The 23,161-nt window shown below is 67.4% G+C and carries 39 protein-coding genes; 37 read left to right on the top strand and 2 right to left on the bottom strand.

All coding sequences use genetic code 11. The features are described from left to right. From C516_RS0113280 to modC, 37 genes are all read left to right on the top strand, one after another. A partial coding sequence (locus tag C516_RS0113280) for an elongation factor Tu (protein ID WP_018719712.1) occupies nucleotides 1-858 on the top strand: 858 nt, incomplete at its 5' end. A gap of 6 nt (nucleotides 859-864) precedes the next feature. Continuing rightward, complete coding sequence (gene rpsJ / locus C516_RS0113275) at nucleotides 865-1,179, top strand: 30S ribosomal protein S10 (RefSeq protein ID WP_018718895.1); 315 nt, start codon at nucleotides 865-867, stop codon at nucleotides 1,177-1,179. Nucleotides 1,180-1,341: 162 nt separating this feature from the next. After that, on the top strand, nucleotides 1,342-1,992 hold the full coding sequence (gene rplC, locus C516_RS0113270) for a 50S ribosomal protein L3 (RefSeq protein ID WP_018718894.1): 651 nt from the start codon (nucleotides 1,342-1,344) through the stop codon (nucleotides 1,990-1,992). Then, on the top strand, nucleotides 1,992-2,594 hold the full coding sequence (gene rplD, locus C516_RS0113265) for a 50S ribosomal protein L4 (protein WP_018718893.1): 603 nt from the start codon (nucleotides 1,992-1,994) through the stop codon (nucleotides 2,592-2,594). Before rplC ends, rplD begins: the two co-directional genes overlap by 1 nt. Next, nucleotides 2,591-2,890, top strand: coding sequence for a 50S ribosomal protein L23 (gene rplW, locus C516_RS0113260; RefSeq protein WP_018718892.1), 300 nt, complete (start codon nucleotides 2,591-2,593; stop codon nucleotides 2,888-2,890). The genes rplD and rplW overlap by 4 nt, the downstream gene beginning before the upstream one ends. A gap of 27 nt (nucleotides 2,891-2,917) precedes the next feature. Beyond that, the gene (gene rplB, locus C516_RS0113255; protein WP_018718891.1) at nucleotides 2,918-3,742 is read left to right on the top strand and encodes a 50S ribosomal protein L2; all 825 of its coding nucleotides are present in this window, start codon (nucleotides 2,918-2,920) and stop codon (nucleotides 3,740-3,742) included. A gap of 21 nt (nucleotides 3,743-3,763) precedes the next feature. After that, the gene (rpsS, locus tag C516_RS0113250; RefSeq protein WP_026321182.1) at nucleotides 3,764-4,039 is read left to right on the top strand and encodes a 30S ribosomal protein S19; all 276 of its coding nucleotides are present in this window, start codon (nucleotides 3,764-3,766) and stop codon (nucleotides 4,037-4,039) included. 3 nt (nucleotides 4,040-4,042) lie between these two features. Beyond that, nucleotides 4,043-4,375 (top strand): 50S ribosomal protein L22, encoded by a 333-nt coding sequence (gene rplV / locus C516_RS0113245; protein ID WP_026321181.1) that lies wholly within the window; start codon nucleotides 4,043-4,045, stop codon nucleotides 4,373-4,375. A gap of 9 nt (nucleotides 4,376-4,384) precedes the next feature. Continuing rightward, nucleotides 4,385-5,059 carry a 30S ribosomal protein S3 gene (gene rpsC / locus C516_RS0113240; RefSeq protein WP_018718888.1) on the top strand — a complete coding sequence of 225 codons (675 nt, stop codon included), beginning with the start codon at nucleotides 4,385-4,387 and terminating at the stop codon, nucleotides 5,057-5,059. A 19-nt stretch (nucleotides 5,060-5,078) separates the two neighbouring features. Continuing rightward, nucleotides 5,079-5,492 carry a 50S ribosomal protein L16 gene (rplP, locus tag C516_RS0113235; protein WP_018718887.1) on the top strand — a complete coding sequence of 138 codons (414 nt, stop codon included), beginning with the start codon at nucleotides 5,079-5,081 and terminating at the stop codon, nucleotides 5,490-5,492. Then, nucleotides 5,492-5,695, top strand: coding sequence for a 50S ribosomal protein L29 (gene rpmC / locus C516_RS0113230; protein ID WP_018718886.1), 204 nt, complete (start codon nucleotides 5,492-5,494; stop codon nucleotides 5,693-5,695). Before rplP ends, rpmC begins: the two co-directional genes overlap by 1 nt. Then, nucleotides 5,692-5,955: a 30S ribosomal protein S17 gene (gene rpsQ / locus C516_RS0113225; RefSeq protein WP_018718885.1), complete on the top strand. Its 264-nt coding sequence runs from the start codon at nucleotides 5,692-5,694 to the stop codon at nucleotides 5,953-5,955. Before rpmC ends, rpsQ begins: the two co-directional genes overlap by 4 nt. Before the next feature lie 62 nt (nucleotides 5,956-6,017). Beyond that, nucleotides 6,018-6,386: a 50S ribosomal protein L14 gene (gene rplN / locus C516_RS0113220; RefSeq protein WP_018718884.1), complete on the top strand. Its 369-nt coding sequence runs from the start codon at nucleotides 6,018-6,020 to the stop codon at nucleotides 6,384-6,386. Between the two features lie 12 nt (nucleotides 6,387-6,398). Then, complete coding sequence (gene rplX / locus C516_RS0113215; protein WP_026321180.1) at nucleotides 6,399-6,716, top strand: 50S ribosomal protein L24; 318 nt, start codon at nucleotides 6,399-6,401, stop codon at nucleotides 6,714-6,716. A gap of 9 nt (nucleotides 6,717-6,725) precedes the next feature. Next, the gene (rplE, locus tag C516_RS0113210; protein WP_018718882.1) at nucleotides 6,726-7,265 is read left to right on the top strand and encodes a 50S ribosomal protein L5; all 540 of its coding nucleotides are present in this window, start codon (nucleotides 6,726-6,728) and stop codon (nucleotides 7,263-7,265) included. Between the two features lie 11 nt (nucleotides 7,266-7,276). After that, on the top strand, nucleotides 7,277-7,582 hold the full coding sequence (gene rpsN, locus C516_RS0113205) for a 30S ribosomal protein S14 (RefSeq protein WP_026321179.1): 306 nt from the start codon (nucleotides 7,277-7,279) through the stop codon (nucleotides 7,580-7,582). Nucleotides 7,583-7,627: 45 nt separating this feature from the next. After that, the gene (gene rpsH, locus C516_RS0113200) at nucleotides 7,628-8,023 is read left to right on the top strand and encodes a 30S ribosomal protein S8 (RefSeq protein WP_018718880.1); all 396 of its coding nucleotides are present in this window, start codon (nucleotides 7,628-7,630) and stop codon (nucleotides 8,021-8,023) included. Nucleotides 8,024-8,040: 17 nt separating this feature from the next. Continuing rightward, nucleotides 8,041-8,574: a 50S ribosomal protein L6 gene (rplF, locus tag C516_RS0113195; protein WP_026321178.1), complete on the top strand. Its 534-nt coding sequence runs from the start codon at nucleotides 8,041-8,043 to the stop codon at nucleotides 8,572-8,574. Between the two features lie 15 nt (nucleotides 8,575-8,589). Next, a complete protein-coding gene (rplR, locus tag C516_RS0113190; RefSeq protein WP_018718878.1) occupies nucleotides 8,590-8,943 on the top strand; it encodes a 50S ribosomal protein L18 in 354 nt (117 codons plus the stop codon). A gap of 17 nt (nucleotides 8,944-8,960) precedes the next feature. Next, nucleotides 8,961-9,461 (top strand): 30S ribosomal protein S5, encoded by a 501-nt coding sequence (gene rpsE / locus C516_RS0113185; protein ID WP_018718877.1) that lies wholly within the window; start codon nucleotides 8,961-8,963, stop codon nucleotides 9,459-9,461. 2 nt (nucleotides 9,462-9,463) lie between these two features. Further along, nucleotides 9,464-9,652 (top strand): 50S ribosomal protein L30, encoded by a 189-nt coding sequence (rpmD, locus tag C516_RS0113180; RefSeq protein WP_018718876.1) that lies wholly within the window; start codon nucleotides 9,464-9,466, stop codon nucleotides 9,650-9,652. Nucleotides 9,653-9,655: 3 nt separating this feature from the next. After that, the gene (gene rplO, locus C516_RS0113175) at nucleotides 9,656-10,090 is read left to right on the top strand and encodes a 50S ribosomal protein L15 (RefSeq protein ID WP_018718875.1); all 435 of its coding nucleotides are present in this window, start codon (nucleotides 9,656-9,658) and stop codon (nucleotides 10,088-10,090) included. A 49-nt stretch (nucleotides 10,091-10,139) separates the two neighbouring features. Next, nucleotides 10,140-11,432: a preprotein translocase subunit SecY gene (secY, locus tag C516_RS0113170; RefSeq protein ID WP_018718874.1), complete on the top strand. Its 1,293-nt coding sequence runs from the start codon at nucleotides 10,140-10,142 to the stop codon at nucleotides 11,430-11,432. 108 nt (nucleotides 11,433-11,540) lie between these two features. Continuing rightward, nucleotides 11,541-11,654, top strand: coding sequence for a 50S ribosomal protein L36 (gene rpmJ, locus C516_RS0113165; protein ID WP_018718873.1), 114 nt, complete (start codon nucleotides 11,541-11,543; stop codon nucleotides 11,652-11,654). A gap of 86 nt (nucleotides 11,655-11,740) precedes the next feature. Continuing rightward, nucleotides 11,741-12,097 (top strand): 30S ribosomal protein S13, encoded by a 357-nt coding sequence (gene rpsM / locus C516_RS0113160; protein ID WP_018718872.1) that lies wholly within the window; start codon nucleotides 11,741-11,743, stop codon nucleotides 12,095-12,097. Nucleotides 12,098-12,141: 44 nt separating this feature from the next. Continuing rightward, nucleotides 12,142-12,531, top strand: coding sequence for a 30S ribosomal protein S11 (gene rpsK, locus C516_RS0113155; protein ID WP_018718871.1), 390 nt, complete (start codon nucleotides 12,142-12,144; stop codon nucleotides 12,529-12,531). Between the two features lie 11 nt (nucleotides 12,532-12,542). After that, on the top strand, nucleotides 12,543-13,163 hold the full coding sequence (rpsD, locus tag C516_RS0113150) for a 30S ribosomal protein S4 (protein WP_018718870.1): 621 nt from the start codon (nucleotides 12,543-12,545) through the stop codon (nucleotides 13,161-13,163). Between the two features lie 39 nt (nucleotides 13,164-13,202). Then, nucleotides 13,203-14,201 carry a DNA-directed RNA polymerase subunit alpha gene (locus tag C516_RS0113145; protein WP_018718869.1) on the top strand — a complete coding sequence of 333 codons (999 nt, stop codon included), beginning with the start codon at nucleotides 13,203-13,205 and terminating at the stop codon, nucleotides 14,199-14,201. A gap of 27 nt (nucleotides 14,202-14,228) precedes the next feature. Continuing rightward, nucleotides 14,229-14,627 carry a 50S ribosomal protein L17 gene (gene rplQ / locus C516_RS0113140; protein ID WP_018718868.1) on the top strand — a complete coding sequence of 133 codons (399 nt, stop codon included), beginning with the start codon at nucleotides 14,229-14,231 and terminating at the stop codon, nucleotides 14,625-14,627. 87 nt (nucleotides 14,628-14,714) lie between these two features. Further along, nucleotides 14,715-15,437: an SAM hydrolase/SAM-dependent halogenase family protein gene (locus C516_RS0113135; protein WP_040409563.1), complete on the top strand. Its 723-nt coding sequence runs from the start codon at nucleotides 14,715-14,717 to the stop codon at nucleotides 15,435-15,437. Nucleotides 15,438-15,453: 16 nt separating this feature from the next. Beyond that, nucleotides 15,454-15,708, top strand: coding sequence for a DUF6489 family protein (locus C516_RS0113130; protein ID WP_018718866.1), 255 nt, complete (start codon nucleotides 15,454-15,456; stop codon nucleotides 15,706-15,708). A gap of 96 nt (nucleotides 15,709-15,804) precedes the next feature. Next, nucleotides 15,805-16,785, top strand: coding sequence for a malate dehydrogenase (locus C516_RS0113125; protein ID WP_026321176.1), 981 nt, complete (start codon nucleotides 15,805-15,807; stop codon nucleotides 16,783-16,785). 147 nt (nucleotides 16,786-16,932) lie between these two features. Continuing rightward, the gene (gene upp / locus C516_RS0113120; RefSeq protein WP_018718864.1) at nucleotides 16,933-17,568 is read left to right on the top strand and encodes a uracil phosphoribosyltransferase; all 636 of its coding nucleotides are present in this window, start codon (nucleotides 16,933-16,935) and stop codon (nucleotides 17,566-17,568) included. A gap of 40 nt (nucleotides 17,569-17,608) precedes the next feature. Further along, nucleotides 17,609-18,220 (top strand): glutathione S-transferase family protein, encoded by a 612-nt coding sequence (locus tag C516_RS0113115; RefSeq protein ID WP_018718863.1) that lies wholly within the window; start codon nucleotides 17,609-17,611, stop codon nucleotides 18,218-18,220. A 96-nt stretch (nucleotides 18,221-18,316) separates the two neighbouring features. Then, on the top strand, nucleotides 18,317-19,087 hold the full coding sequence (gene modA / locus C516_RS0113110; protein WP_018718862.1) for a molybdate ABC transporter substrate-binding protein: 771 nt from the start codon (nucleotides 18,317-18,319) through the stop codon (nucleotides 19,085-19,087). 61 nt (nucleotides 19,088-19,148) lie between these two features. Further along, complete coding sequence (gene modB, locus C516_RS0113105; RefSeq protein WP_342662978.1) at nucleotides 19,149-19,799, top strand: molybdate ABC transporter permease subunit; 651 nt, start codon at nucleotides 19,149-19,151, stop codon at nucleotides 19,797-19,799. Next, nucleotides 19,796-20,860 carry a molybdenum ABC transporter ATP-binding protein gene (gene modC / locus C516_RS0113100; RefSeq protein ID WP_018718860.1) on the top strand — a complete coding sequence of 355 codons (1,065 nt, stop codon included), beginning with the start codon at nucleotides 19,796-19,798 and terminating at the stop codon, nucleotides 20,858-20,860. The genes modB and modC overlap by 4 nt, the downstream gene beginning before the upstream one ends. 8 nt (nucleotides 20,861-20,868) lie before the next feature. Here modC and C516_RS19540 read toward each other — a convergent pair whose 3' ends face one another. Together C516_RS19540 and C516_RS0113090 are read right to left on the bottom strand one after the other, a co-directional pair. After that, nucleotides 20,869-21,627: a TOBE domain-containing protein gene (locus tag C516_RS19540; RefSeq protein ID WP_018718859.1), complete on the bottom strand. Its 759-nt coding sequence runs from the start codon at nucleotides 21,625-21,627 to the stop codon at nucleotides 20,869-20,871. Continuing rightward, the gene (locus tag C516_RS0113090; protein ID WP_018718858.1) at nucleotides 21,624-22,958 is read right to left on the bottom strand and encodes a YihY/virulence factor BrkB family protein; all 1,335 of its coding nucleotides are present in this window, start codon (nucleotides 22,956-22,958) and stop codon (nucleotides 21,624-21,626) included. Before C516_RS0113090 ends, C516_RS19540 begins: the two co-directional genes overlap by 4 nt. Nucleotides 22,959-23,161: the final 203 nt, after the last annotated feature.

Here is a 23,161-nt window from a genome sequence, read left to right as displayed (position 1 = left end):
CCGATGCCGCAGACGCGTGAGCACATCCTGCTGGCGCGCCAGGTGGGTGTGCCGTCGATGGTGGTCTACCTGAACAAGGCGGACATGGTCGACGACGAGGAGCTGCTGGAGCTCGTGGAGATGGAGGTCCGGGAGCTGCTCAGTGACTACGACTTCCCGGGCGACGACATCCCGGTGATCACCGGCTCGGCGTTGAAGGCGCTGGAGGGTGACGAGTCGGAGATCGGCGCGCCGTCGATCATCCGCCTGGTGCAGTCGATGGACGAGTACATCCCGGAGCCGAGCCGCGCGATCGACGGCCCGTTCCTGATGCCGATCGAGGACGTGTTCTCGATCTCGGGTCGCGGCACGGTGGTGACCGGTCGTGTCGAGCGCGGCGTGATCAAGACCGGCGAGGAGGTCGAGATCGTGGGTCTGCGCGACACCACGAAGACCACGGTCACCGGTGTGGAGATGTTCCGCAAGCTGCTCGATCAGGGGCAGGCGGGCGACAACATCGGTGCGCTGCTGCGTGGCACCAAGCGCGACGAGGTCGAGCGCGGGCAGGTGCTGTGCAAGCCGGGCACGATCACCCCGCACACGAAGTTCGAGTGCGAGGTCTACGTGCTCTCCAAGGACGAGGGTGGCCGTCACACGCCGTTCTTCAACGGCTACCGGCCGCAGTTCTACTTCCGTACCACCGACGTCACGGGTGCCTGTGACCTGCCGGAGGGCACGGAGATGGTGATGCCGGGCGACAACGTGAAGATGACGGTGTCGCTGATCGCGCCGATCGCCATGGAAGAGGGGCTGCGCTTCGCGGTGCGTGAGGGCGGTCGTACCGTCGGCGCCGGCGTCGTCTCCAAGATCATCGAGTAAAGTACTATGGCGACGAGTCAGAAAATCCGCATTCGTCTCAAGGCGTTTGACCATCGGCTGATCGACCAGTCGGCGCGCGAGATCGTGGAGACCGCCAAGCGGACCGGGGCCCAGGTTAAGGGTCCCATCCCATTGCCTACGAAGAAAGAGCGGTATACAATCCTCATTTCGCCGCACGTCAACAAGGACGCGCGCGATCAGTACGAGATTAGGACGCACAAGCGTCTTATGGACATCGTGGACCCGACGGAGAAGACGGTTGATGCGCTCATGAAGCTCGACCTCGCCGCCGGCGTCGATGTCCAGATCAAGCTCTACTAACGCTGCTTGGGAACTACCCCGGCCCCGAGCCAGGTCTCGGTCAGCTGGGGCGGGCCCATTTGAAACACCGGGCTACCGGGCTGTCGGATAACGTTGGCTCACGCTCCGAGCGCCGCTCGACGGCGCCCGGTAGTCTTTGTATTTCTGGAGAGGGTAACGACGATGGCAATCGGAATCGTCGGTCGTAAGTGCGGCATGACCCGTGTCTTTACCGAGGACGGGGCGTCGATACCGGTAACGGTGGTCGAGGTGACTGCCAATCGGGTCACGCAGCTCAAGACCGAAGAGCAGGACGGTTACCGCGCGGTCCAGGTGACGACCGGGAGCCGGCGTCCCTCGCGCGTGACCAAGCCCGTCGCCGGACACGTTGCGCGCGCCGGTGTGGAAATGGGTCGCGGGCTGTGGGAGTTCCGTCTCGACGGTGAGGAGACCGTTGAGGCCGGGGGCGAGCTCGGCGTGGACCAGTTCGAGGCCGGCCAGCTCGTGGACGTCGTGGGTGTGACCAAGGGCAAGGGCTTCGCCGGCACGGTCAAGCGCCACCACTTCCACACCCAGGACAACAGCCACGGCAACTCGAAGTCGCACCGCAAGCCGGGCTCCATCGGCCAGGCTCAGGACCCGGGGCGCGTGTTCCCCGGCAAGAAGATGTCCGGGCAGATGGGGAACGTGCGCCGCACTGCGCAGAACCTCGAGGTTGTTCGCGTCGACGGCGAGCGCGGGCTCCTGCTGATCAAGGGCGGTGTTCCGGGTAGCCGTGAAGGTGACGTGATTATCCGGCCGGCGGTCAAAGCTCACGCGAAGGGGGATAACTGATGCAGCTCCAGGTGCGTGAAGGCAGCGGCGTGGACGTCTCCGATCACGTGTTCGGCGCGGAGTTCCGCGAGCCGCTGGTTCATCAGGTCGTTACCGCGTACCTTGCGGGCGGCCGCTCCGGCACGAAGGCCCAGAAGGGGCGCAGCGACGTCAGCGGCGGCGGCAGCAAGCCGTGGCGGCAGAAGGGTACGGGGCGAGCACGTGCCGGTACCATCCGCAGCCCGATCTGGCGCGGCGGCGGGAAGACCTTTGCGGCGATGCCGCGGGACTTCTCGCAGAAGGTCAACCGCAAGATGTATCGCGGTGCGCTGCGCTCCATACTCTCCGAGCTCGCGCGCCAGCAGCGGCTGGTCGTTGTTGACGGGGTCGGCATCGACGAGCCGCGGACGAAGGCGGCAGCCCGGCGGCTCGGGGAGCTCGGCGGTGAGGACGCGCTCATTGTGGCGAACGAGGTCCCTCGGGAGCTCTTTCTCGCCACGCGCAACCTGCCTCGGGTGGACGTCACCGACGTGATGGGGGTCAACCCCGTCAACCTGCTGCGCCACGAGCGCGTCATCATCACGGCCGACGCGGTGCGCCGTGTCGAGGAGTGGCTGGCATGAATCCGGAGCGTATCTATCAGGTGCTGCTCGGCCCGCACATCTCCGAGAAGAGCACCCTGGTCGCCGACGATGGTGAGCAGGTCGTCTTCCGCGTCGCCCGCGACGCGAGCAAGCCGGAGATCCGCAAGGCGGTGGAGCAGCTCTTCGAGGTCCGCGTTCGTGACGTCCGCGTCGTGAACGTGAACGGCAAGAACAAGGGTTTCGGGCGCATCCGCGGCCGGCGCCCGGACTGGAAGAAGGCGTACGTCGCCCTCGAGGCGGGCCAGGAGCTCGACTTCCTCGAGGCGGCGGAATAACGCGGCGGGAATACGGGACGAATTATTATGGCACTCGTCAAGGCGAAACCGAGTTCCCCTGGGCGCCGCTTCGTGGTCGAGATCCGGGACCGCGAGCTGCACCGGGGTGAGCCCTACGCACCGCTGGTGCGCAAGCTCTCGAAGTCCGGCGGTCGCAACAGCCAGGGCCGGATGACCACCCGGCACCGGGGCGGCGGACACAAGCGGCGCTACCGCGTTATCGACTTCAAGCGCGATAAGGACGGCATCGCCGCCCGCGTCGAGCGCCTGGAGTACGATCCGAACCGCAGCGCCAACCTCGCGCTGGTGCTGTACGCGGACGGTGAGCGCCGCTACATCATCGCGCCCCGCGGCGTGCGGGTCGGCCAGCAGGTGGTCTCCGGCGTCGAGGCCCCGATCAAGCCGGGCAACGCGCTGCCGCTGCGCAACATCCCGCTGGGCACCCAGGTGCACTGCGTGGAGATGCGGCCGGGCAAGGGCGCGCAGCTGGTGCGCTCCGCCGGTGCCGGCGCGCAGCTGGTCGCCCGTGAGGGCGCCTACGCGACGCTGCGCCTGCGCTCCGGGGAGATGCGCAAGATCCTGGCGGACTGCCGCGCGACGGTCGGCGAGGTCGGGAATCAGGAACACAGCCTGCGCTCACTCGGCAAGGCCGGCGCGACGCGCTGGCGCGGCCGTCGGCCGACGGTCCGCGGCGTGGTCATGAACCCGGTGGACCATCCGCACGGCGGCGGCGAGGGCCGCACCTCCGGTGGCCGTCACCCGGTTACCCCGTGGGGCGTGCCCACCAAGGGTCACAAGACCCGAACGAACAAGCGCACCGAGAAGTTCATCGTGCGCCGTCGCAAACGCTAACGCATAGAGGGGTGGGGATCCGTGCCACGCTCGATTCGTAAAGGCCCGTTCGTCGACGTGCACCTCCTCAAGAAGGTGCAGGCGGCGTCAGAAGCCAATAGCAAGCGCCCGATCAAGACCTGGTCGCGCCGCTCCATGATCGTTCCGGAGATGGTCGGCCTGACCATCGCCGTTCACAACGGGCGGCAGCACGTCCCGGTTCTCATCAATGAGAACATGGTCGGGCACAAACTGGGCGAGTTCGCAGCGAGTCGCACCTATCGCGGGCACGCGGCGGACAAGAAGTCGAAGAGGTAACGCATGGAAACGGCTGCTAGGCTCCGCTACGCGATGATCTCGCCGCAGAAGGCCCGTCTGGTCGCCGACCAGGTGCGCGGCCTGCCGGTCAGTCGCGCTCTGGAGGTTCTGGAGTTCAGCCCGCAGAAGGCCGCCGGGATCGTGCGCAAGGTGCTCGATTCCGCGATCGCCAACGCGGAGCACAACGAGGGCGCGGACATCGACGAGCTGCGGGTGAGCCGTATCTTCGTGGACGAAGGTCCGATGTACAAGCGGATCCAGGCGCGCGCGAAGGGTCGCGCGACGCGGATCCTCAAGCGCACGAGCCACATCACCGTGGCCGTTGCAGAGCAGTAAGGGGGCGCCATGGGTCACAAGGTTCATCCGACCGGATTCCGACTCGGCATTACCGAGGACTGGCGTTCCATGTGGTATGCCGACAGCAAGAACTACGGTGATTTTCTCAACACCGACCTTGCCGTGCGGAGCTACATCAAGGAGCGTCTCGCGCACGCCTCGATCAGCCGCGTGAAGATCGAGCGCCCGGCGAAGAACGCCCTGATCACGATCCACACGGCGCGGCCGGGGATCGTGATCGGCAAGAAGGGCGAGGACATCGAGGCGCTGCGCCGGCAGCTCGCCAGCATGATGGGCATCCCGGTGCATATCAATATCGAGGAGGTCCGCAAGCCGGAGCTCGACGCGCAGCTGGTCGCGGAGAACGTCGCCCAGCAGCTCGTGCGCCGGATCATGTTCCGCCGCGCGATGAAGCGGGCGGTCGGCAACGCCATGCGCCTCGGCGCCCAGGGCATCAAGATCCAGGTCGGTGGCCGTCTCAACGGCGCCGAGATCGCGCGCAGCGAGTGGTACCGCGAGGGCCGCGTGCCGTTGCACACACTGCGCGCGGACATCGACTACGGCTTCGCCGAGGCGAAGACGACCTACGGCGTGATCGGCGTGAAGGTCTGGGTGTTCAAGGGCGAGGTCCTGGACACGCACCTGGCGCCGGAGTCCGGCAAGACCAAGCGCGCGGCGAGCTGACGCGAGAGGGGAATAGGACATGCTTCAGCCCAAGCGAACGAAGTTCCGCAAGCAGCAGAAGGGCCGTAACAACGGCCTGGCCGCGCGGGGCACGACGGTCGCCTTCGGCGAGTACGGCCTGAAGGCCACCACGCGCGGCCCGATCACGGCACGCCAGATCGAGGCCGGCCGCCGGGCGATCAATCGTCACGTCAAGCGTGGCGGCAAGATCTGGATCCGGATCTTCCCGGACAAGCCGATCTCGGCGAAGCCGCTGGAGGTCCGCCAGGGTAAGGGCAAGGGCAACGTCGACCACTGGTCCGCCGTCGTCCAGCCCGGGCGCGTGATCTACGAGATCGAGGGTGTCGCCGAGGACGTGGCCCGCGAGGCATTCCGTCGTGCCGGCGCGAAGCTTCCGGTCAAGACCACCTTTGTACATCGGACGGTGCTGTGATGAAGGTAAGTGAGCTGCGCGATAAGGACGCGAGCGCGCTGCAGCAGGAGCTGCTCGAGCGGCGCAAGGAGCAGTTCAACCTGCGCATGCAGCAGGCCAGCGGCCAGCTCGGCCGCCCGGACCAGCTGGGCAAGGTGCGGCGTGACATTGCACGGATCAAGACCGTGATCAACGAGAAACAGAGGTCGAGCGAGGCGTCATGAGCGACCAGGTGAGCACCAAACGCACGGTCAACGGCCGCGTGATCAGCGCGCGGACGGACAAGACGGTGACCGTCGCCGTCGAACGTATGGAGCAGCATCCGCTCTACGGCAAGTACGTCCGCCGGACCACCAAGCTCCGCGCACACGACGAGTCGAACGAGTGCCGTGAGGGCGACTGGGTCGCGGTCGAGGAGTGCCGCCCGTACTCCAAGTCGAAGAGCTGGCGGCTCGTGAAGGTCCTCGAGAAGGCCGCCCAGTAGCCATTTCGCGGCGGCCCCGCCGGGGTCGCGTGGTTAACGCATTAGAGAGCGAGTAGGTCGCCATGATTCAGATGCAGACTCTTCTCGGTGCGGCGGACAACAGCGGGGCGCGGCAGCTGCAGTGCATCAAGGTACTGGGTGGCTCGCGGCGTCGCTACGCCGGCATCGGCGACATCATCAAGGTGAGCGTAAAGGACGCGATCCCGCGCGGGCGGGTCAAGAAGGGTGATGTCTACAGTGCGGTCGTCGTGCGTACCCGTCGCGGCGTGCGCCGCGCGGACGGTTCGGTGATCCGCTTCGACGGCAACGCCGCGGTGCTGCTGAACAATAACCTGCAGCCGATCGGCACGCGCGTGTTCGGCCCGGTGACGCGCGAGCTGCGCACAGAGCAGTTTATGCGCATCATCTCGCTCGCGCCCGAGGTTCTCTAGGCAGAGGTTGTCATGCGCAAGATCAGGAAAGGTGATGAAGTGATCGTTATCGCCGGCAAGGACAAGGGCCGGCGCGGGCGGGTGCTTCGCGTGCTTCCGGAAAAGGCGCGGGTTGTCGTGGAAAACGTCAACGTCGCCAAGAAACACCAGCGCGCGAACCCGCAGGCAGGCGTGCAGGGCGGTATCGTCGATAAGGAGATGCCGCTCCACGTCTCGAACGTGGCGATCTATAACGCGAAGACCGGCAAGGCGGACCGCGTCGGTGTTCGCGTCGAGGAAGACGGTCGCAAGGTGCGCGTCTTCAAGTCCAACAACGAACAGATCGACTAGGGTGCCGCAATGGCAAGGCTGCGTGAGCTCTATCAGAAAGAGATCGCCGGGAGCCTGACCGAGCGCTTCGGCTACTCCAATCCCATGGAGGTGCCGCGGCTCGAGAAGGTGGTGATCAACATGGGCCTCGGCGAGGCGATCCGGGACAAGAAGGTCCTGGAGTCGGCGACCGAGGAACTCGCGGCGCTGACCGGCCAGCGGCCGGTGGTCACGAACGCGCGCAAGTCGGTGGCGGGTTTCAAGATCCGCGAAGGCTGGCCGATCGGCTGCAAGGTGACGCTGCGGCGTGAGCGGATGTACGAGTTCCTCGACCGCTTCATCAACATCGCCTCGCCGCGTGTGCGCGACTTCCGTGGCTTTTCGCCGCGGGCGTTCGATGGCCGCGGGAACTATAACGTGGGCGTGCGCGAGCAGATCATCTTTCCCGAGATCGAGTACGACAAGGTCGACTCGGTCCGCGGGATGGACATCTCCATCGGCACCACGGCGAAGACCGACGAGGAAGGGCGTGCCCTGCTCGAAGGTTTCAACTTCCCGTTCCGGAAATAGACGAGGACGGTATGGCAAAGGTTTCCATGATTGAGCGCGAGCACAAGCGCGAGCGGCTCGCCCGCAAGTACGCGGCCAAGCGCGCGGAGCTCAAGGCGATCATCAAGAGCCCGAACAGCACCGATGAGGAGCGCACCGAGGCGCAGGAGAAGCTGCAGTCCCTCCCGCGGAACTCGAGTCCCGTGCGGCAGGTCAGCCGTTGCCGCGTGACCGGTCGACCCAAGGGCGTCTACCGGAAGTTCGGCCTGTCCCGGAACCAGCTTCGCCAGGCGGCGATGCGCGGTGAGGTTCCGGGGCTGAAGCTGTCGAGCTGGTAGGCCGGCTGCGTTCAAACCAAGACTGGGTAATCAGGTGACGCGAACATGAGCATGACGGATCCCATTGCGGACATGCTGACCCGGATCCGCAACGGTCAGACCGCGGAGAAGGCGGAAGTCAGCATGCCGTCGTCCAAACTCAAGGGTGCCATTGCGCGGGTGCTCAAGGACGAGGGCTATATCGAGGATTACCGTGTGGAGGGCTCCGAGAAGAAGCCCGAGCTGGTAATCGGACTCAAGTATCACGAGGGCCGCCCGGTGATCGAGGAGATCCAGCGGGTGAGCCGGCCGGGTCTGCGCCGTTTCGAGGGCAAACGGACCCTGCCGCGCGTGCGCGGCGGGCTGGGCACGGCGATCGTGTCGACCTCCAAGGGTGTCATGACCGATCGTGCGGCCCGCGCCGCCGGGCACGGTGGTGAGATTCTTTGCGTGGTCTTTTAACGACGGGATCCAGAATCATGTCCAGAGTTGCGAAAAGTCCGGTCCAAGTCCCGTCGGGTGTCGAGGTCAGCATCGACGGACGCCATGTGGCGGTGAAGGGGCCGAAGGGCGAGCTCAACCACGAGGTTCACCCGTGGGTGACGGTCGAGCAGGCCGACGGCGTGGTGCAGTGTGCCGCGACGAGCGAGCGCCAGGAAGCCGTTGCGCTGGCGGGAACCACCCGCGCGCTGATCAACAACATGGTGATCGGCGTGAGCACGGGCTGGGAGCGTCGGCTGCAGCTGGTCGGCGTCGGCTATCGCGCCCAGGCGAAGGGCGATACGGTCAATCTCACGCTTGGTTTCTCCCACCCGGTGGACTTTCCGGTGCCGGAGGGCGTCACTGTCGAGACGCCCAGCCAGACCGAGGTCGTCGTCAAGGGCGTCGACAAGCAGCTGGTCGGCCAGGTAGCGGCGAAGATCCGCGGCTTCCGGCCGCCGGAGCCGTACAAGGGTAAGGGCGTGCGCTACGCGGAGGAACGCGTGGTGCTCAAGGAAGCCAAGAAGAAGTAGGTCAGGTGAGGCGTTATGGATAAGAAGGCAGCACGGCTCCGGCGCGCGCGGCGCGCGCGGGCCAAGATTCGGGAACGCGGCGCCTACCGGCTCACCATCCACCGGACGCCGCGCCACACCTATGCACAGATCATCGCGCCGGATGCGGATCGCACGCTGGCGGCGGCCTCGACCCTCGAGAAGGGGGTCCTGGGCGATCTGACCTCGGGTGGCAATGTCGAGGCGGCGAAGGCCGTGGGCCGTGCCATCGCGGAGCGGGCGCGGGCAGCCGGCGTTGAAGAGGTCGCTTTCGACCGCGCCGGGTTCAAGTACCATGGCCGTGTCCAGGCGCTGGCGGATGCCGCGCGGGAAGCCGGTCTCAAGTTCTGATCAGGGGCAGCGTAGTAATGGCGACGAGCGACGTTAGCAACGAGGGGCTCCGCGAGAAGCTCATCGAGATCAATCGCGTGGCCAAGGTGGTGAAGGGCGGTCGTCAGTTCGGCTTCACCGCGCTCACCGTGGTCGGCGACGGCGAAGGCTCCGTCGGCTTCGGGTACGGCAAGGCACGGGAGGTGCCGCTGGCGATCCAGAAGGCGATGGAGAAGGCGCGCAAGAACATGCGCCAGGTCCATCTCAACGAGAACACCCTGCAGTACGCGATGACGGGCTGGCACGGGTCCAGCAAGGTCTACGTTCAGCCCGCCTCCGCCGGTACTGGCATCATCGCCGGCGGTGCGATGCGCGCGGTCTTCGAGGTCGTGGGCGTGCAGGACGTGCTCGCCAAGACCATCGGCTCGCGTAACCCGCTGAACGTGGTGCGTGCGACGATCAACGCGCTCACGCAGTACCAGTCGCCGGAGCTGGTTGCGCGGCGCCGCGGCAAGACCGTCGAGGAAATCCTGGGTTAATCATGGCGAACAGCAAGCAACTCAAGGTTACGCTCGTGCGCAGCACCTCCGGGCGGCTGCGTGATCACAAGGCCTGTGTCGCCGGCCTGGGGCTGCGGCGCATGCACCAGACCGTCACCGTGGGCGACACCCCGGAGAACCGGGGCATGATCCGCAAGGTCGCCTACATGCTGAAGGTAGAGGAGGCCTGAGCGATGCGACTCAACAGCATTCGGCCCGCTGACGGCAGCCGGCCCGAGGCCGACCGTGTCGGCCGTGGGCATTCCTCCGGCAACGGCAAGACCGGCGGCCGGGGCCACAAGGGACAGAAGTCGCGCAGCGGCGGCTTCCATAAGGTGGGCTTCGAGGGCGGCCAGATGCCGCTGCAGCGCCGGGTGCCGAAGGTCGGCTTCCGCTCGCGCCGCGGTCGCTATGTCGCCGAGGTCCGTCTCTCCGAACTGAAGTACGTCGAGGGCGACACCGTCGACCTCGCCGGGCTCAAGCAGGCCGGCATCGTGCCCACGCAGGCGCGTCACGCCAAGGTCATCGCCTCGGGCGAGCCCGGCGGCGCCTACACCGTGCGCGGCCTCGGGGTCACTCGCGGCGCGGTGGCGGCGATCGAGCAGGCGGGCGGCAAGGTAGAGGCTTAAATTGGCCAAGTCACCGGCAAACGCGAACGGGCTTGCGGGCCTCGGTCGGTTGACCGAGGTCCGGCAGCGTCTGGTCTTCGTGATCGTCGCGCTGGCGGTCTACCGCCTGGGTGCGCATCTGACGATTCCGGGCATCGACCAGGCCGCACTGGCCCAGATGTTCCAGCAGCAGTCCGGCACCATCCTGGACATGTTCAACATGTTCTCGGGTGGTGCCCTCAAGCGGCTGTCGATCTTCGCCCTTGGCGTCATGCCCTATATCTCCGCCTCGATCATCATGCAGCTCATGAGCATGGTGATCCCGCAGCTCGAGCAGCTGCGCAAGGAGGGTGAGCAGGGTCGGCGCCAGATCACGAAGTACACGCGTTACGGGACGCTCGCGCTGGCGACGTTCCAGGGTGTGGGCATCACGTTCGCGTTGCAGAACCAGGGTGTGGTGCTGAATCCGGGCCTGGCGTTCGTGTTCATCGGCACGGTGACGCTGGTGACGGGAACGCTGTTCCTGATGTGGCTCGGTGAACAGATTACCGAGCGCGGTATCGGTAACGGCATCTCGCTGCTGATCTTCGCGGGCATCGTTGCCGGGCTGCCGCAGGCGCTCGGCGGCACGCTCGAGCTGGCAAGCACGGGTGAGCTCTCGATTCTCACGGTGCTGTTCTTCCTGGCGCTGGCGATCGCGGTGATCGCGTTCATCGTCTTCGTCGAGCGGGGTCAGCGGCGGATTACCGTGCAGTACGCGCGGCGCCAGCAGGGGCGTCGGATGTACGCGGCCCAGTCGAGCCACCTGCCGCTGAAGCTGAACATGGCCGGCGTGATCCCGCCGATCTTCGCGTCGAGCATCATCCTGTTCCCGGCGACACTGGGGCAGTGGTTCGGCCAGGGGTCGATGGGCTGGCTGCAGACCATCGGGAACATGCTCAGCCCGGGGCAGCCGCTCTACATCACCTTTTACGCGGTGGCGATCATCTTTTTCTGCTTCTTCTACACCGCGCTGGTGTTCAACGCCCGTGAGACCGCCGATAACCTCAAGCGGTCCGGTGCGTTCATCCCGGGGATCCGTCCGGGGGAGCAGACGGCCCGTTACATCGACAAGGTGATGACACGGCTCACGCTGGTCGGGGCGCTCTACATCACGGCGGTCTGCCTGATGCCGGAGTTCCTGCTGCTGTACTGGAACGTACCGTTCTACTTCGGCGGGACCTCGCTGCTGATCATCGTGGTGGTAGTGATGGACTTTATGTCCCAGGTGCAGGCGCACCTGCTCTCCCACCAGTACGAGCCGCTGATGAAGAAGGCCAATCTCAAGGCCCATGGTCGCGGTGGCGGCGGGCTGCTGGGCTAGGGCCGGATTCCGGACTCCCGTGGCCCGGACGGGCTGCGGGGGCGTTTCGTTTTTGGTACCGTTTGCCGCTTGTCGAGCGGTGATGGCTAGGATTTGCGGAGAGAGACCATGAAGGTACGCGCGTCGGTGAAGAAGATCTGCCGCAACTGCAAGGTGATCAAGCGGCGGGGTACGGTTCGCGTAATCTGCTCGGACGGCCGGCACAAGCAGCGCCAGGGCTGACCGCGGCGGTAATGAGTTGAACACTCGGTGGATTGCCCGCTATACTAGCGGGCTTTCCGCGGGCAAGGGGTATTGGGAGTAACTGCATGGCCCGTATAGCTGGCGTAAACATTCCCGCGAACAAGCACGCGTCGATCGCGCTGACGTCCATTTATGGCGTCGGGCGCACGCGGGCGCGGGCGATCTGCGAGGCGGCCGGGATCCCTGTGGATCGCCGGATCCGCGAGCTCTCCGACGAGGAGCTCGAGACGCTGCGGCAGGAGGTCGGCAAGTATGTTGTCGAGGGCGACCTGCGGCGCAGCGTGGCGATGGACATCAAACGGCTCATGGACCTGGGTTGCTACCGGGGCATCCGCCACCGGCGGGGGCTCACGGTCCGGGGGCAGCGCACGCGTACCAATGCGCGTACCCGCAAGGGTCCCCGTCGGCCGGTGACCCGGTAGGGTTCGCACAGCAGTTTAGGACTTGAGGATTCAGGACGGTCAATATGGCGAAAGCGACGAGCCGGGGACGTAAGCGCGTCAAGCGCACCGTAGTGGACGGTATCGCGCACGTGAACGCGACGTTCAACAACACAGTCATCACGATTACCGACCGGCAGGGCAACGCGCTGGCGTGGGCGAGTGCCGGGGGTAGCGGGTTTCGCGGCTCCCGCAAGAGCACGCCCTTCGCCGCGCAGGTCGCCTCCGAGCGCGCCGGCGAGGCGGCGAAGGACTATGGCCTGAAGAACCTCGAGGTCCGCGTGAAGGGCCCCGGTCCGGGGCGCGAGTCGGCGGTCCGCGCGCTGAACAACTCGGGCTACCGAATCACCAACATCTCGGACGTGACGCCCATTCCGCACAATGGTTGCCGTCCGCCGAAGAAGCGTCGCGTCTAAGGGGTAAGGTCATGGCAAGGTACACGGGACCGACATGTAAGCTGGCCCGGCGCGAGGGCACCGATCTGTCGCTGAAGAGCGGCGTGCGTCCGCTCGACAGCAAGTGCAAGCTCGATACGCCGCCCGGCCAGCACGGTCAGCGCCGTACGCGGCTGTCCGACTACGGCCTGCAGCTTCGCGAGAAGCAGAAGGTCCGCCGCATGTACGGCGTGCTGGAGAAGCAGTTCCGCAAGTACTACCGCGAGGCGGACCGGCGCAAGGGCAACACCGGTGAAAACCTGCTCCAGCTGCTGGAGTGCCGGCTCGACAACGTGGTCTATCGGATGGGCTTCGGCTCGACCCGTGCGGAGGCGCGCCAGCTGGTCGCGCACCGCGCGGTGAAGATCAACGACCGCGTGACCAACGTGGCCTCGGCCCAGGTCAAACCGGGCGATGTGGTCTCCCTCAAGGAGAAGGCCAGCAAGCAGGTGCGGGTGCAGGCGGCGCTGGAGATGGCGCAGCAGGCCGGATTCCCGCAGTGGGTCGATGTCGACACGAATCAGTGCACCGGGACCTTCAAACAGGTGCCGGACCGCTCGGACCTCTCTCAGGAGATCAACGAGCATCTGATCATCGAGTTGTACTCGAAGTAAGGTCCCGAGGCGGGCGGAACAAGCGAGAGGTCTAGCCTCATGCAGGGTCAGTTCAAGGACTATCTCAAACCGCGGGTGGTCGACGTCGAGACGCTCAGCGACCGGCGCGCGAAGGTCGCGCTGGAACCGCTGGAGCGCGGCTTCGGGCACACCCTGGGCAATGCGTTGCGCCGGGTGCTGCTGTCGTCCATGCCGGGGTATGCGGTGACAGAGGTGGAGATCGAGGGCGTTCTCCACGAGTACACCGCGATCGAGGGTGTGCACGAGGACGTCGTGGACGTCCTGCTCAATCTCAAGAAGCTCGCCGTGCGGCTCCATGCCCGCGACGAGGCGACGCTCCGGCTCTCGAAGACCGGTCCGGGCACGGTTACTGCGGGTGACATCGAGGCCTCCCACGACGTGGAGGTCAAGAATCCGGATCTGGTCATCGCGACGCTGACGAAGGAGACGTCGTTCGAGGCGACGATCAAGATCGAGCGTGGTCGCGGCTACGAGCCGGCGACGGCGCGGGAGCGCGACGAGGAGCGCACCATCGGCCGGCTGCAGCTCGACGCGACGTACAGCCCCGTCCAGCGGGTCGCTTACAACGTCGAGAGCGCCCGTGTCGAGCAGCGTACCGACCTGGACAAGCTCGTCATGGATATCGAGACGAATGGCGTGCTTGAGCCGGAGGAGGCCGTGCGCTTCGCCGCGGGGCTGCTGCGCGATCAGCTGGCCGTGTTCGTCGACCTCGAGGGCGGTGAGGACAGCGCCGAGCCGGAGCGCGAGGAGCCGGAGGTTGATCCGGTGCTTCTGCGCCCGATCGACGACCTGGAGCTCACGGTGCGATCGGCGAACTGCCTCAAGGCGGAGAGCATCCACTACGTCGGGGATCTCGTGCAGAAGACCGAGGTGGAGCTGCTCAAGACCCCGAACCTCGGCAAGAAGTCGCTCAACGAGATCAAGGAGGTCCTCGCGCAGCACGGGCTGCAGCTCGGCATGCGCCTGGACAACTGGCCGCCGGCCGGGTTCGACGACGCGAACCGCGCGCTCGGCTGAGCACCGCAGGATTGAAGGAAGACAGACATGCGTCATCGTAAATCCGGACGAAAGTTCAATCGCAACAGCAGCCATCGCCGCGCGATGTTCCGTAATATGGCGGCCTCGCTGTTCCATCACGAGGCGATCCGCACCACGCTGCCCAAGGCGAAGGAGCTTCGAGGGGTGGCGGAACCGCTGATCACCCTCGCGAAGGAGGACTCGGTGGCGAATCGTCGTCTCGCGTTCTCCCGGCTGCGCGACAAGCAGGCGGTGGACAAGCTCTTCCGCGAGCTCGGTCCGCGCTACCAGCAGCGCCCCGGTGGCTACCTGCGGGTGCTGAAGGCCGGTTTCCGCCCCGGCGACAATGCGCCCATGGCGCTCGTCGAGCTGGTGGACCGTCCCGTTGACCTCGAGGCGGAGGCCGACGAGGCGGACGAGGACTAAGGCGGTGGGCCGTTCAGGCCGATCGGACCGGACGAGCGCATCGCGCCGTCCGGTTTTTTTATGGGCGAATGCCAGGGGGTGACGGCCATGATCCTTTTGTATACGGATTTCGGGCTGGAGGGCCCCTATGTCGGTCTGCTGCACCGGGTGATAGCGGGCCGGGTCGCGGCGACCCCGATCGTCGACCTGATGCACGACGCGCCTCGCTTCCGGCCGCGGGAGGCGGGTCTCCTGCTGGATGCGCTCGCGCCCGGGCTGCCACGGCGCTGCATTGTCGTGGCGGTCGTCGACCCGGGTGTCGGGAGCAGCCGCGAGGCGCTGGTGGCTCGGGTCGCGGACCGGTGGTACGTCGGCCCGGACAACGGCCTGCTGGCGCCGCTGCTACGGGGGGACGACGCGCGGGCGTGGCGGCTGCCGGCGGTCGGCGGTGCGTCGCCGAGCTTTCACGGGCGGGACGTGTTCGCGCCCGCCGCAGCGAGCCTCGCGGTAGGGCGTTTCCCTGCCGGCGTGCGGGCGGTGGACGACTGGGTCGACCGTGATGCACCAGCCGGGGAGGACCGGGTGGTCTACATTGACGGCTTCGGCAATGCGATGACCGGGCGCCGCGCCGATAGCGTTCCGCCGGGCAGGGCGCCGGTTCTTGCGGGACGGGCGCTGCCCCGGGCGCGGACGTTCTCGGACCGCGAGGTGGGCGAGGCGTTCTGGTACGAGAACGCCTTCGGATTGGTGGAGATCGCGGTCAACCAGGGCAGCGCGGCCGCGGCGCTGGGGCTGGCCGTGGGCGACCCGGTGACGTTCGCCGCGGAATAGCGGCAGGAGGCAGGGGATGCGGATCAAGGTGGATATCGACCTCACGCCGGAGGAGGCCAGGCGTTTCTTTGGCCTGCCCGACGTGTCCCCCCTTCACGAGGAGGTGGTGGAGTCGGTGCGCAAGCGCATGCACGAGGGCTGGGAGGGGTACGACCCGGCAAGCATGCTGCGGGCCTCGTCGCAGTCGGAATTCCCCGGGCTCGAGCCCTTCCAGCGCGCGTTCTGGGAGGCGTTGCGCGAGGCCGGCGGCGGTGGCCGCAAGGGAGACTAGGGGCGCGGGTACGGCGCATCTGATACAATGCGTGCCCGATCGTACGGCGGTACCCGCCGTTGGCCTCATTTCCCCAGGCAATCTAGGAGATCCTCCATGAAAGCACCTGTACGCGTTGCGGTGACCGGTGCCGCCGGGCAGATCGGCTACAGCCTGCTGTTCCGTATCGCCGCCGGCGATATGCTCGGCCCGGATCAGCCGGTCATCCTCCAGTTGCTCGAGATCACGCCGGCGCTCGATGCGCTCAACGGCGTCGCCATGGAGCTGGAGGACTGCGCGTTCCCGTTGGTCGCAGGCATCACCATGAGCGACAAGGGCGAGGAGGCGTTCAAGGACGCCGACTATGCGCTGCTCGTTGGTGCCAAGCCGCGCGGCCCGGGCATGGAGCGCAAGGACCTGCTCGAGGCGAATGCCTCCATCTTCTCGGCCCAGGGCAAGGCGCTGAACGACGTTGCCAGCCGCGACGTGCGCGTGCTCGTGGTCGGCAATCCGGCGAACACCAACGCCCTCATCGCGCAGCGCAACGCGCCGGACCTCGATCCGGGCCGCTTTACCGCGATGATGCGCCTGGACCACAATCGTGCGCTGGCGCAGCTCGCCAACCGCACCGGCTGCCACACCACCGACATCCGTAACATGGTGGTCTGGGGCAATCACTCGGCGACCCAGTATCCCGACATCAACCACGCCAGCGTCTCCGGCCAGCCTGCCCGGGACCTGGTCGAGCAGCAGTGGCTGGTGGACGAGTTCATCCCCACGGTGCAGCAGCGCGGCGCCGCGATCATCAAGGCGCGCGGTCAGTCGAGTGCGGCCTCGGCGGCGAGTGCGGCGATCGACCACATGCGCGACTGGACCCTCGGTACGCCGAAGGACGACTGGGTCAGCATGGCGATCCCGTCGGACGGCAGCTACGGCATTGCGGAAGGCATCATCTACTCCTTCCCCTGCCGTGTGAGCAACGGTCAGTACAGCATCGTCCAGGGGCTCGACATCGACGACTTCTCCCGGGAGCGCATGGCGGCGACCGAGCAGGAGCTCGTCGAGGAGCGCGACGCCGTCGCTCACCTGCTGCCCTGAGGCAGCGGCCGACGAGCCAGCACCGACAGGGGCGCCCGAACGGCGCCCCTGTTTTTTTGTGCGGACGACGGCATCGGCGCACCTTCGCTCCCTTTGCTATCCTTGCCGCCCAGTTGCCCACACCGGCCCTTCTGAGGAAAACGACCCATGCACTCATCGGTGACCGTCATCGATCATCCCCTGGTGCAGCACAAGCTCACCGTTCTGCGCGACCGCGACACCTCCACCGCGAAATTCCGCGACGTCCTCCGCGAGCTCTCGACACTGCTCGCCTACGAGGTTACTCGTGACCTCCCGCTGACCACCCGATCGGTGGACACGCCGCTGGCACACATGGCGGAGGCGCCGACCCTCGAGGGCAAGAAGCTCTGCTTCGTGTCCATCCTGCGTGCCGGCAACGGCCTGCTGGAGGGAATGCTCGAACTCATCCCCACCGCACGGGTCGGTCACGTCGGGCTCTACCGCGATCACAAGACCCTCCAGCCGGTGGAGTACTATTACAAGATGCCCGCTGCCATCGATGAGCGTCGCATCGTGGTCGTCGATCCCATGCTCGCCACCGGTCACTCGGCGGCCGCGGCGGTATCCCGGATCAAGGAGGACGGCGCCCGGGACATCCGCTTCCTGTGTCTGGTGGCCTCGCCGGAGGGGGTGGCGACTTTCCAGGAGACCCATCCGGACGTCCCCGTCTACACGGCAGTGGTCGACGAAGGCCTCAATGAGAAGGCCTATATCGTCCCCGGCCTGGGGGACGCCGGGGACCGCATGTACGGGACGAAATAGGCGCGCGGCGCGGCCGTCGCCGCCGGAGGAGGACCCACCCATGAAGCTCTACACCTCGCCCACCTCGCCCTACGCCCGTCTGGTGCGGACGGTGCTGCTGGAGAAGCAGCTGGACTCGCGGGTCACCCCGGTATGGGTGAACCCGTGGGAGAGCCCGGAGGCGCTGCTGGCGGTCTCGCCGTTCTCGCGGGTCCCGGTGCTGGAGGATGAGGAGGGTGTCTGCCTCACCGAGAGCGCGATCATCGCGCTCTACCTGGAGCGCCGCTTCCCGGAGCCGCGCCTTATGCCCCTTGATCGTGTCGAGGAGGTCCATCGCAAGCTGGGGCTGGCCCAGGGGCTGATCGACTCGGCGGTGGGGATCGTCGTCCATCGCCGTTTCCGGGACGGTGACGACGGTGATCCGGTGATCCAGCGTCGCCATGATGCCCTGGTGCGCGGGGTTGCCGTGCTAGACAGGGTCGTCCGGCCCGTCGTGGACCGCCCCGACATGGGCAGCCTCGCCGTGGCAGTGGCACTGGAGTTCCTCGACTTCCGCCTGCCCGACTTCGACTGGCGGGGGATGGCCAGCGAACTGCCGAGCTGGCTCGGTGTGATCGCCTCGCGGCCCTCGCTCGTCGCGACGCAGCCGGGTATCGAGCAGCCGCCGTTCTGAGCCGCCGGGGCCGGCACGTCCGGCCCCGGCCTTGCCGGGCAGACTCGTTATGTAATAAGGTGCATTGCGAATACATCCTTCCGGGAGCATCGAGTCATGTCCGATCCTGTCACCCGTACACGTCTGGCCGCCGTCCTGATCGCCTGCCTTGCAATGATTCCGGGATTGGCGGGGGCGGCGGAGATCCACGTCGCGGTGGCCTCGAACTTCACCCACGCGATGCAGGATATTGCGTCGCGTTATGAAAAGACATCGGATAACGAGGTCACCCTGGCATTCGGGTCCACCGGCAAGCACTACGCCCAGATCGTGAACGGTGCGCCCTTCGACGCGTTCTTCGCCGCCGACGTCAAACGGCCCCGCAAGCTGGAATCCGGCGGCCACATCGTAAAGGGAAGCCGTTTCACGTACGCCCAGGGCCGGATCGTGTTCTGGAGCAAGGACACGGACGCCTTCGACGACGGCCGCGAGGCCCTGAAGGGCGACGGCATCCGGCGGCTGGCGATCGCCAATCCGCGCCTCGCCCCCTACGGGCTCGCCGCGCGGCAGACGCTCGAGGCGCTTGACCAGTGGCAGCGGCTGCAGCCGAAGGTGGTCATGGGTGAGAACATTGCCCAGACGTACCACTTCGTGGCCAGCGGCAACGCCCCGGTCGGCTTCGTGGCCCTGTCCCAGGTGATCGGGCCGGACGGCGAGGTCAGCGGTAGCCACTGGGTGGTGCCGGAATCGCTGCACGAGCCGATACGCCAGCAGGCCGTTGTCCTGAAGGACGGGCAGGCGGTGCGCGATTTCATCGACTTTGTCCGTGGCCCCGAGGCCGGGGCGATTATCGAGCGTTACGGCTACCGCCGTCCCGCGGCGGAGTGATCCGGACGGTGCAGGCAGGGAGCGGGCAGGGGTGTTGAATCCCGGTGATCTGAATGCATTGGTGCTGACGCTGCAGCTGGCTGCCACAACGGTGGTCATCCTGCTGGTGCTGGGGACGCCGCTGGCCTGGTGGCTGGCGCACAGCCGATCGCGCTGGCGCACCCTGGTCGAGGCCACGGTGGCGTTGCCGCTGGTGCTTCCGCCCACGGTGCTGGGTTTCTACCTCCTGCTGCTGCTTGGCCCGAACGGGCCCGTCGGCGGCGCACTCGTGGCCATGGGCGGCGCGCCGCTGGCGTTCACCTTCGCCGGCCTGGTCGTTGGCTCCGTGGTCTACTCGCTGCCGTTTGTCGTCCAGCCCCTGCAGAACAGCTTCGCCGCCGTGGGCCACGGGCCACTCGAGGCGGCCGCGACCCTGGGGGCCGGCCGGCGGGACCGTTTCTTCACCGTGGCTGTGCCGCTGGCCGCCCGCGGCTTCATCTCCGCTGTCACCCTGGGGTTCGCCCATACCGTCGGCGAGTTCGGGGTCGTGCTCATGATCGGCGGCAACATACCGGGGCGGACCCAGGTGGTATCCATCGCCATCTACGATCACGTCGAGGCGCTGGACTACGGTCATGCGCACGTCCTCTCGGCAATGCTGCTGGTGCTCGCCTTCCTGCTGCTATGCGCGGTCTACTGGGGCAACCGGCGGTTCCGGGGGGTGGGCGCATGAGCCTCGCGCTGTCCGTCGCCCTGGAGCGTCCGGGCTTCCGGCTCACCGTGGACCAGACGTTGCCCGCCGATGGTGTTACCGCCGTGTTCGGTCCCTCCGGCTGCGGCAAGACCACGCTCCTGCGCTGCATCGCCGGGCTGGAGCGGCCCCGCGGGCGGATCGTGCTGGACGGGCACGTGGTGCACGACGATGCCGACGGTATCTGGGTCCCGGTGGAGGCGAGGCGGGTGGGGCTGGTCTTCCAGGACGCGCGGCTGTTCGCCCACCTCAGCGTCGCCGGCAACCTGCGCTATGCCGCGCGGCGCAGCGGCGCGACGGCGGCGGAGCGCGACGAGCTGCTCGAGCTGCTCGGCATCGGTGCGCTGCTCCGCCGGGCACCGGCCGAGCTGTCCGGGGGCGAGCGCCAGCGCGTCGCGATCGCCCGGACCCTGCTGGCCCGGCCGCGGGTACTGCTCCTCGACGAGCCGCTCTCCGCCGTCGACGAGGGGCACCGCCGGGAGATCCTGCCGTGGCTGGAGCGTGCGGTGGCCGAGCTCCGGCTGCCGACACTGCTGGTCACCCACAACCTCGACGAGGTCGTGCGTCTCGCCGGACACCTGCTGCTCATGGACGGTGGTCGTGTCACCGCCGGCGGACGGCTCACCGAGATGCTGGCGCGGCCGGACTTGCCGCTGGCCCGGCGGGAGGACGCCGGCGCGGTGCTGGAGGCACGGGGCGTCGGCTACGATGCCCGTCACCACATGAGCGAGCTGCGCTGCGGTAGTACACCGGTGTGGCTGGCCGGAGAGCATGTCCCGGAGGGGCGTGCCGTGCGGGTGCGCATTCACGCCAGCGACGTCACCCTGGCGCTGGAGTCGCCGGGGGCGACCAGCGCGCTGAACCGCTTCCAGGGGGTCGTGGAGACCGTGACGGCCGAGCCGGCGGAAGGGCGCTGCCTGGTGGCCGTGGCCACGGACGGCGGACGGCTGCTGGCGTCGTTATCCAGCCTCTCCCGGGAGCGTCTGGGCATCGAGCCCGGCCGCCGGGTCTGGGCGATGGCGAAGACGGTGGCGCTGGTCTGAGCGCCGGCTCAGATACCGAGGATCACGCTCGAGGCCTTGAACAGGGCCGTGGCCGCCACGCCGGGTGCCAGGCCGAGGCGTTCGACGCTGTCCCGGGTGATGGTGGCGGCGATGGTCTGCCCGCCCGGGATCTCGATGACCACCTCCGCGTTGACCGTGCCCGGAACCACGCGTGCGACTCGGCCGGAGAGGCGGTTGCGTGCGCTTACCGCCGTGACGTCGGTGGCGATCATCACCGTGGAGGCCTTGATCAGTGCGTGGACGCCGTCGCCTTCGCGGATACCCAGCTCGCGCAGGCTCTCCGCGGTTATCACCGAGGCGATCTCCTGGGTGCCGTCGGCCAGGGTGAGGCAGACCTCCACCTCCACGGCGTCCGAGCGGATGCGCGTCACCCGGCCGAAGATCTGGTTGCGGGCACTGGTGCGCAGGGCGAGCCGACGGGTCAACGCGAGTGCCTCGGTGTCTGTCTCCACCGTCCCGCCGGCCTCACCCAGTCGCGCCTGCTCCTCGGCAAGCCGGCGCCACGCCGTCAGCAGCTGCTGCCCTGCCGGCGTGAGTCGGGTGCCGCCGCCCCGGCGCCCGCCGGTGCGGCGCTCCAGCAACGGTACCGTCGACAGGTTGGCGATACGCTCGATGCGGTTCCAGGCTGAGCGGTAGCCCATGCCCGCCGCCTCCGCCGCGGCGTTGATCGAGCCGTGGGCCTCCAGGGCCTCCAGCAGCCGGAGATCCCGGATCAACCGGTCGTCGCCGCCGTGGGCCGGGGTCATGCCATGTCCTCCCGGGTCAGATCCCTGACCGTGACCCCGCTCAGCGTGTCCTCCAGCGAGGCGTCCCAGGCCTCGGCGGCGCGCTGTGCCGCGGCGGGGATCCGGAGCATGTGCAGGTCCAGGCCGGGGCGTTCGCCGTGGCGGCGCACGGCGGCGAGTACCTCGGCCAGCGTGGTGCGCTCCGGCGGCGTTCCCGGGAGGTAGGCCGTGTGGCCGTGCGGGTCCTCGAGCGGGCACAGCATGCCGGTCGAGACCAGCGCATCCAGTCCCTCGCCGACGGCGTGCATGGGCACGCGCAGCGCCTCAGCGAGGGCCTCCGCGCCCGGCGCCGGCGCGCGTGCATAGAACGCCGTGGCAACCCGGGCCATGATCGCGAGGGCGATCCGTTCACGCAGCCGCGGGCTCAGCGGCGCCGGCTCGCCGTGGAGCAGCATCTGCCTTGGGTACTGGTAGTAGTAGGCGATGCTCGCGCCCATGAGCAGGATCAACCAGCTCAGGTAGAGCCAGATCATGAAGATCACGAGTGCGGCAAACGCCGAGTAGATTGCGGTATAGCGGGTCGAGCCGGCGACGAAGGAGGCGAACAGCCAGCCGGTGCTCTGCCAGAGCACGCCGGCGACCAGCGCGCCCACCAGCGCCGCGGTCGGGCGGACCCGGGTGTTGGGCACGAACAGGTAGATGAAGGCGAACGCGGCGATGATGAGCAGATAGGGGAGCAGGGCCGCCACCGCGTCCAGCACTACACCGAAGGGCTGAATGGCGGCCAGGCGCTGGACCCAGTCGGCGCTGAAGAACGAGGCGGTGATGCCCAGCGCGGAGAACACCAGCACGGGGCCGACGAGCAGCACGCTGAGGTAGTCGCTGAAGCGCTGGGTGAACGGCCGCGGTCGCTGGACCCGCCAGGCGGCGTTGAAGGCCTGCTCGATCTTCTGCATCAGCGCGACCACGGTGTAGAGCAGCAGTGCCATACCCACGGCGCCGAGCACACCGACGCGGATGTTCTCCACGAAGGTGACGATCTGCTCGGTGATCTCCGCCCCGCGCGGACCCAGCGGGGTGAGGAAGCGTGCCAGCGCGGGCTCGATCTGGTTGTGCACGCCGAACGCCTTGAGCACCGAGAAGCTCACCGCGAGCAGCGGCACCAGCGACAGCAGGGTGGTGTAGACCAGGCTCATCGCGCGCAGGGTCAGCTGGCCGCGGGCGACGTCCTCGGCGACCGCGATCATCAGGCGCAACAGGAAGACCCCCTGACGCTGCGGTGCGGGAAACTCTCGCAGGTCGCGCTCGCGCAGCACCGTCTGCAGACGGTGGTAGAGCTCGGCGTTAATCACGTTACGGTCCCGTCGCCAACCTGGGTGCATTCTGACACAGTACACTGGCGGCCTGTGGGACCGGGCCGGATTCGGGCGGGGACGTGGGGCAGCGAGCCGATCCGGATGGGCGAGCGGGTCGTATGTGGCGAAAATGCGCGTTCACGACGGCCACACTGCCGCCCCGGTTCAGGAATACCGGCCCGCCACCGGGGTCACCGCCG

The sequence above is a fragment of the Arhodomonas aquaeolei DSM 8974 genome (genome assembly GCF_000374645.1).
Lineage (GTDB): Bacteria > Pseudomonadota > Gammaproteobacteria > Nitrococcales > Nitrococcaceae > Arhodomonas > Arhodomonas aquaeolei.
This window is presented reverse-complemented; position numbering and strand designations above follow the sequence as displayed.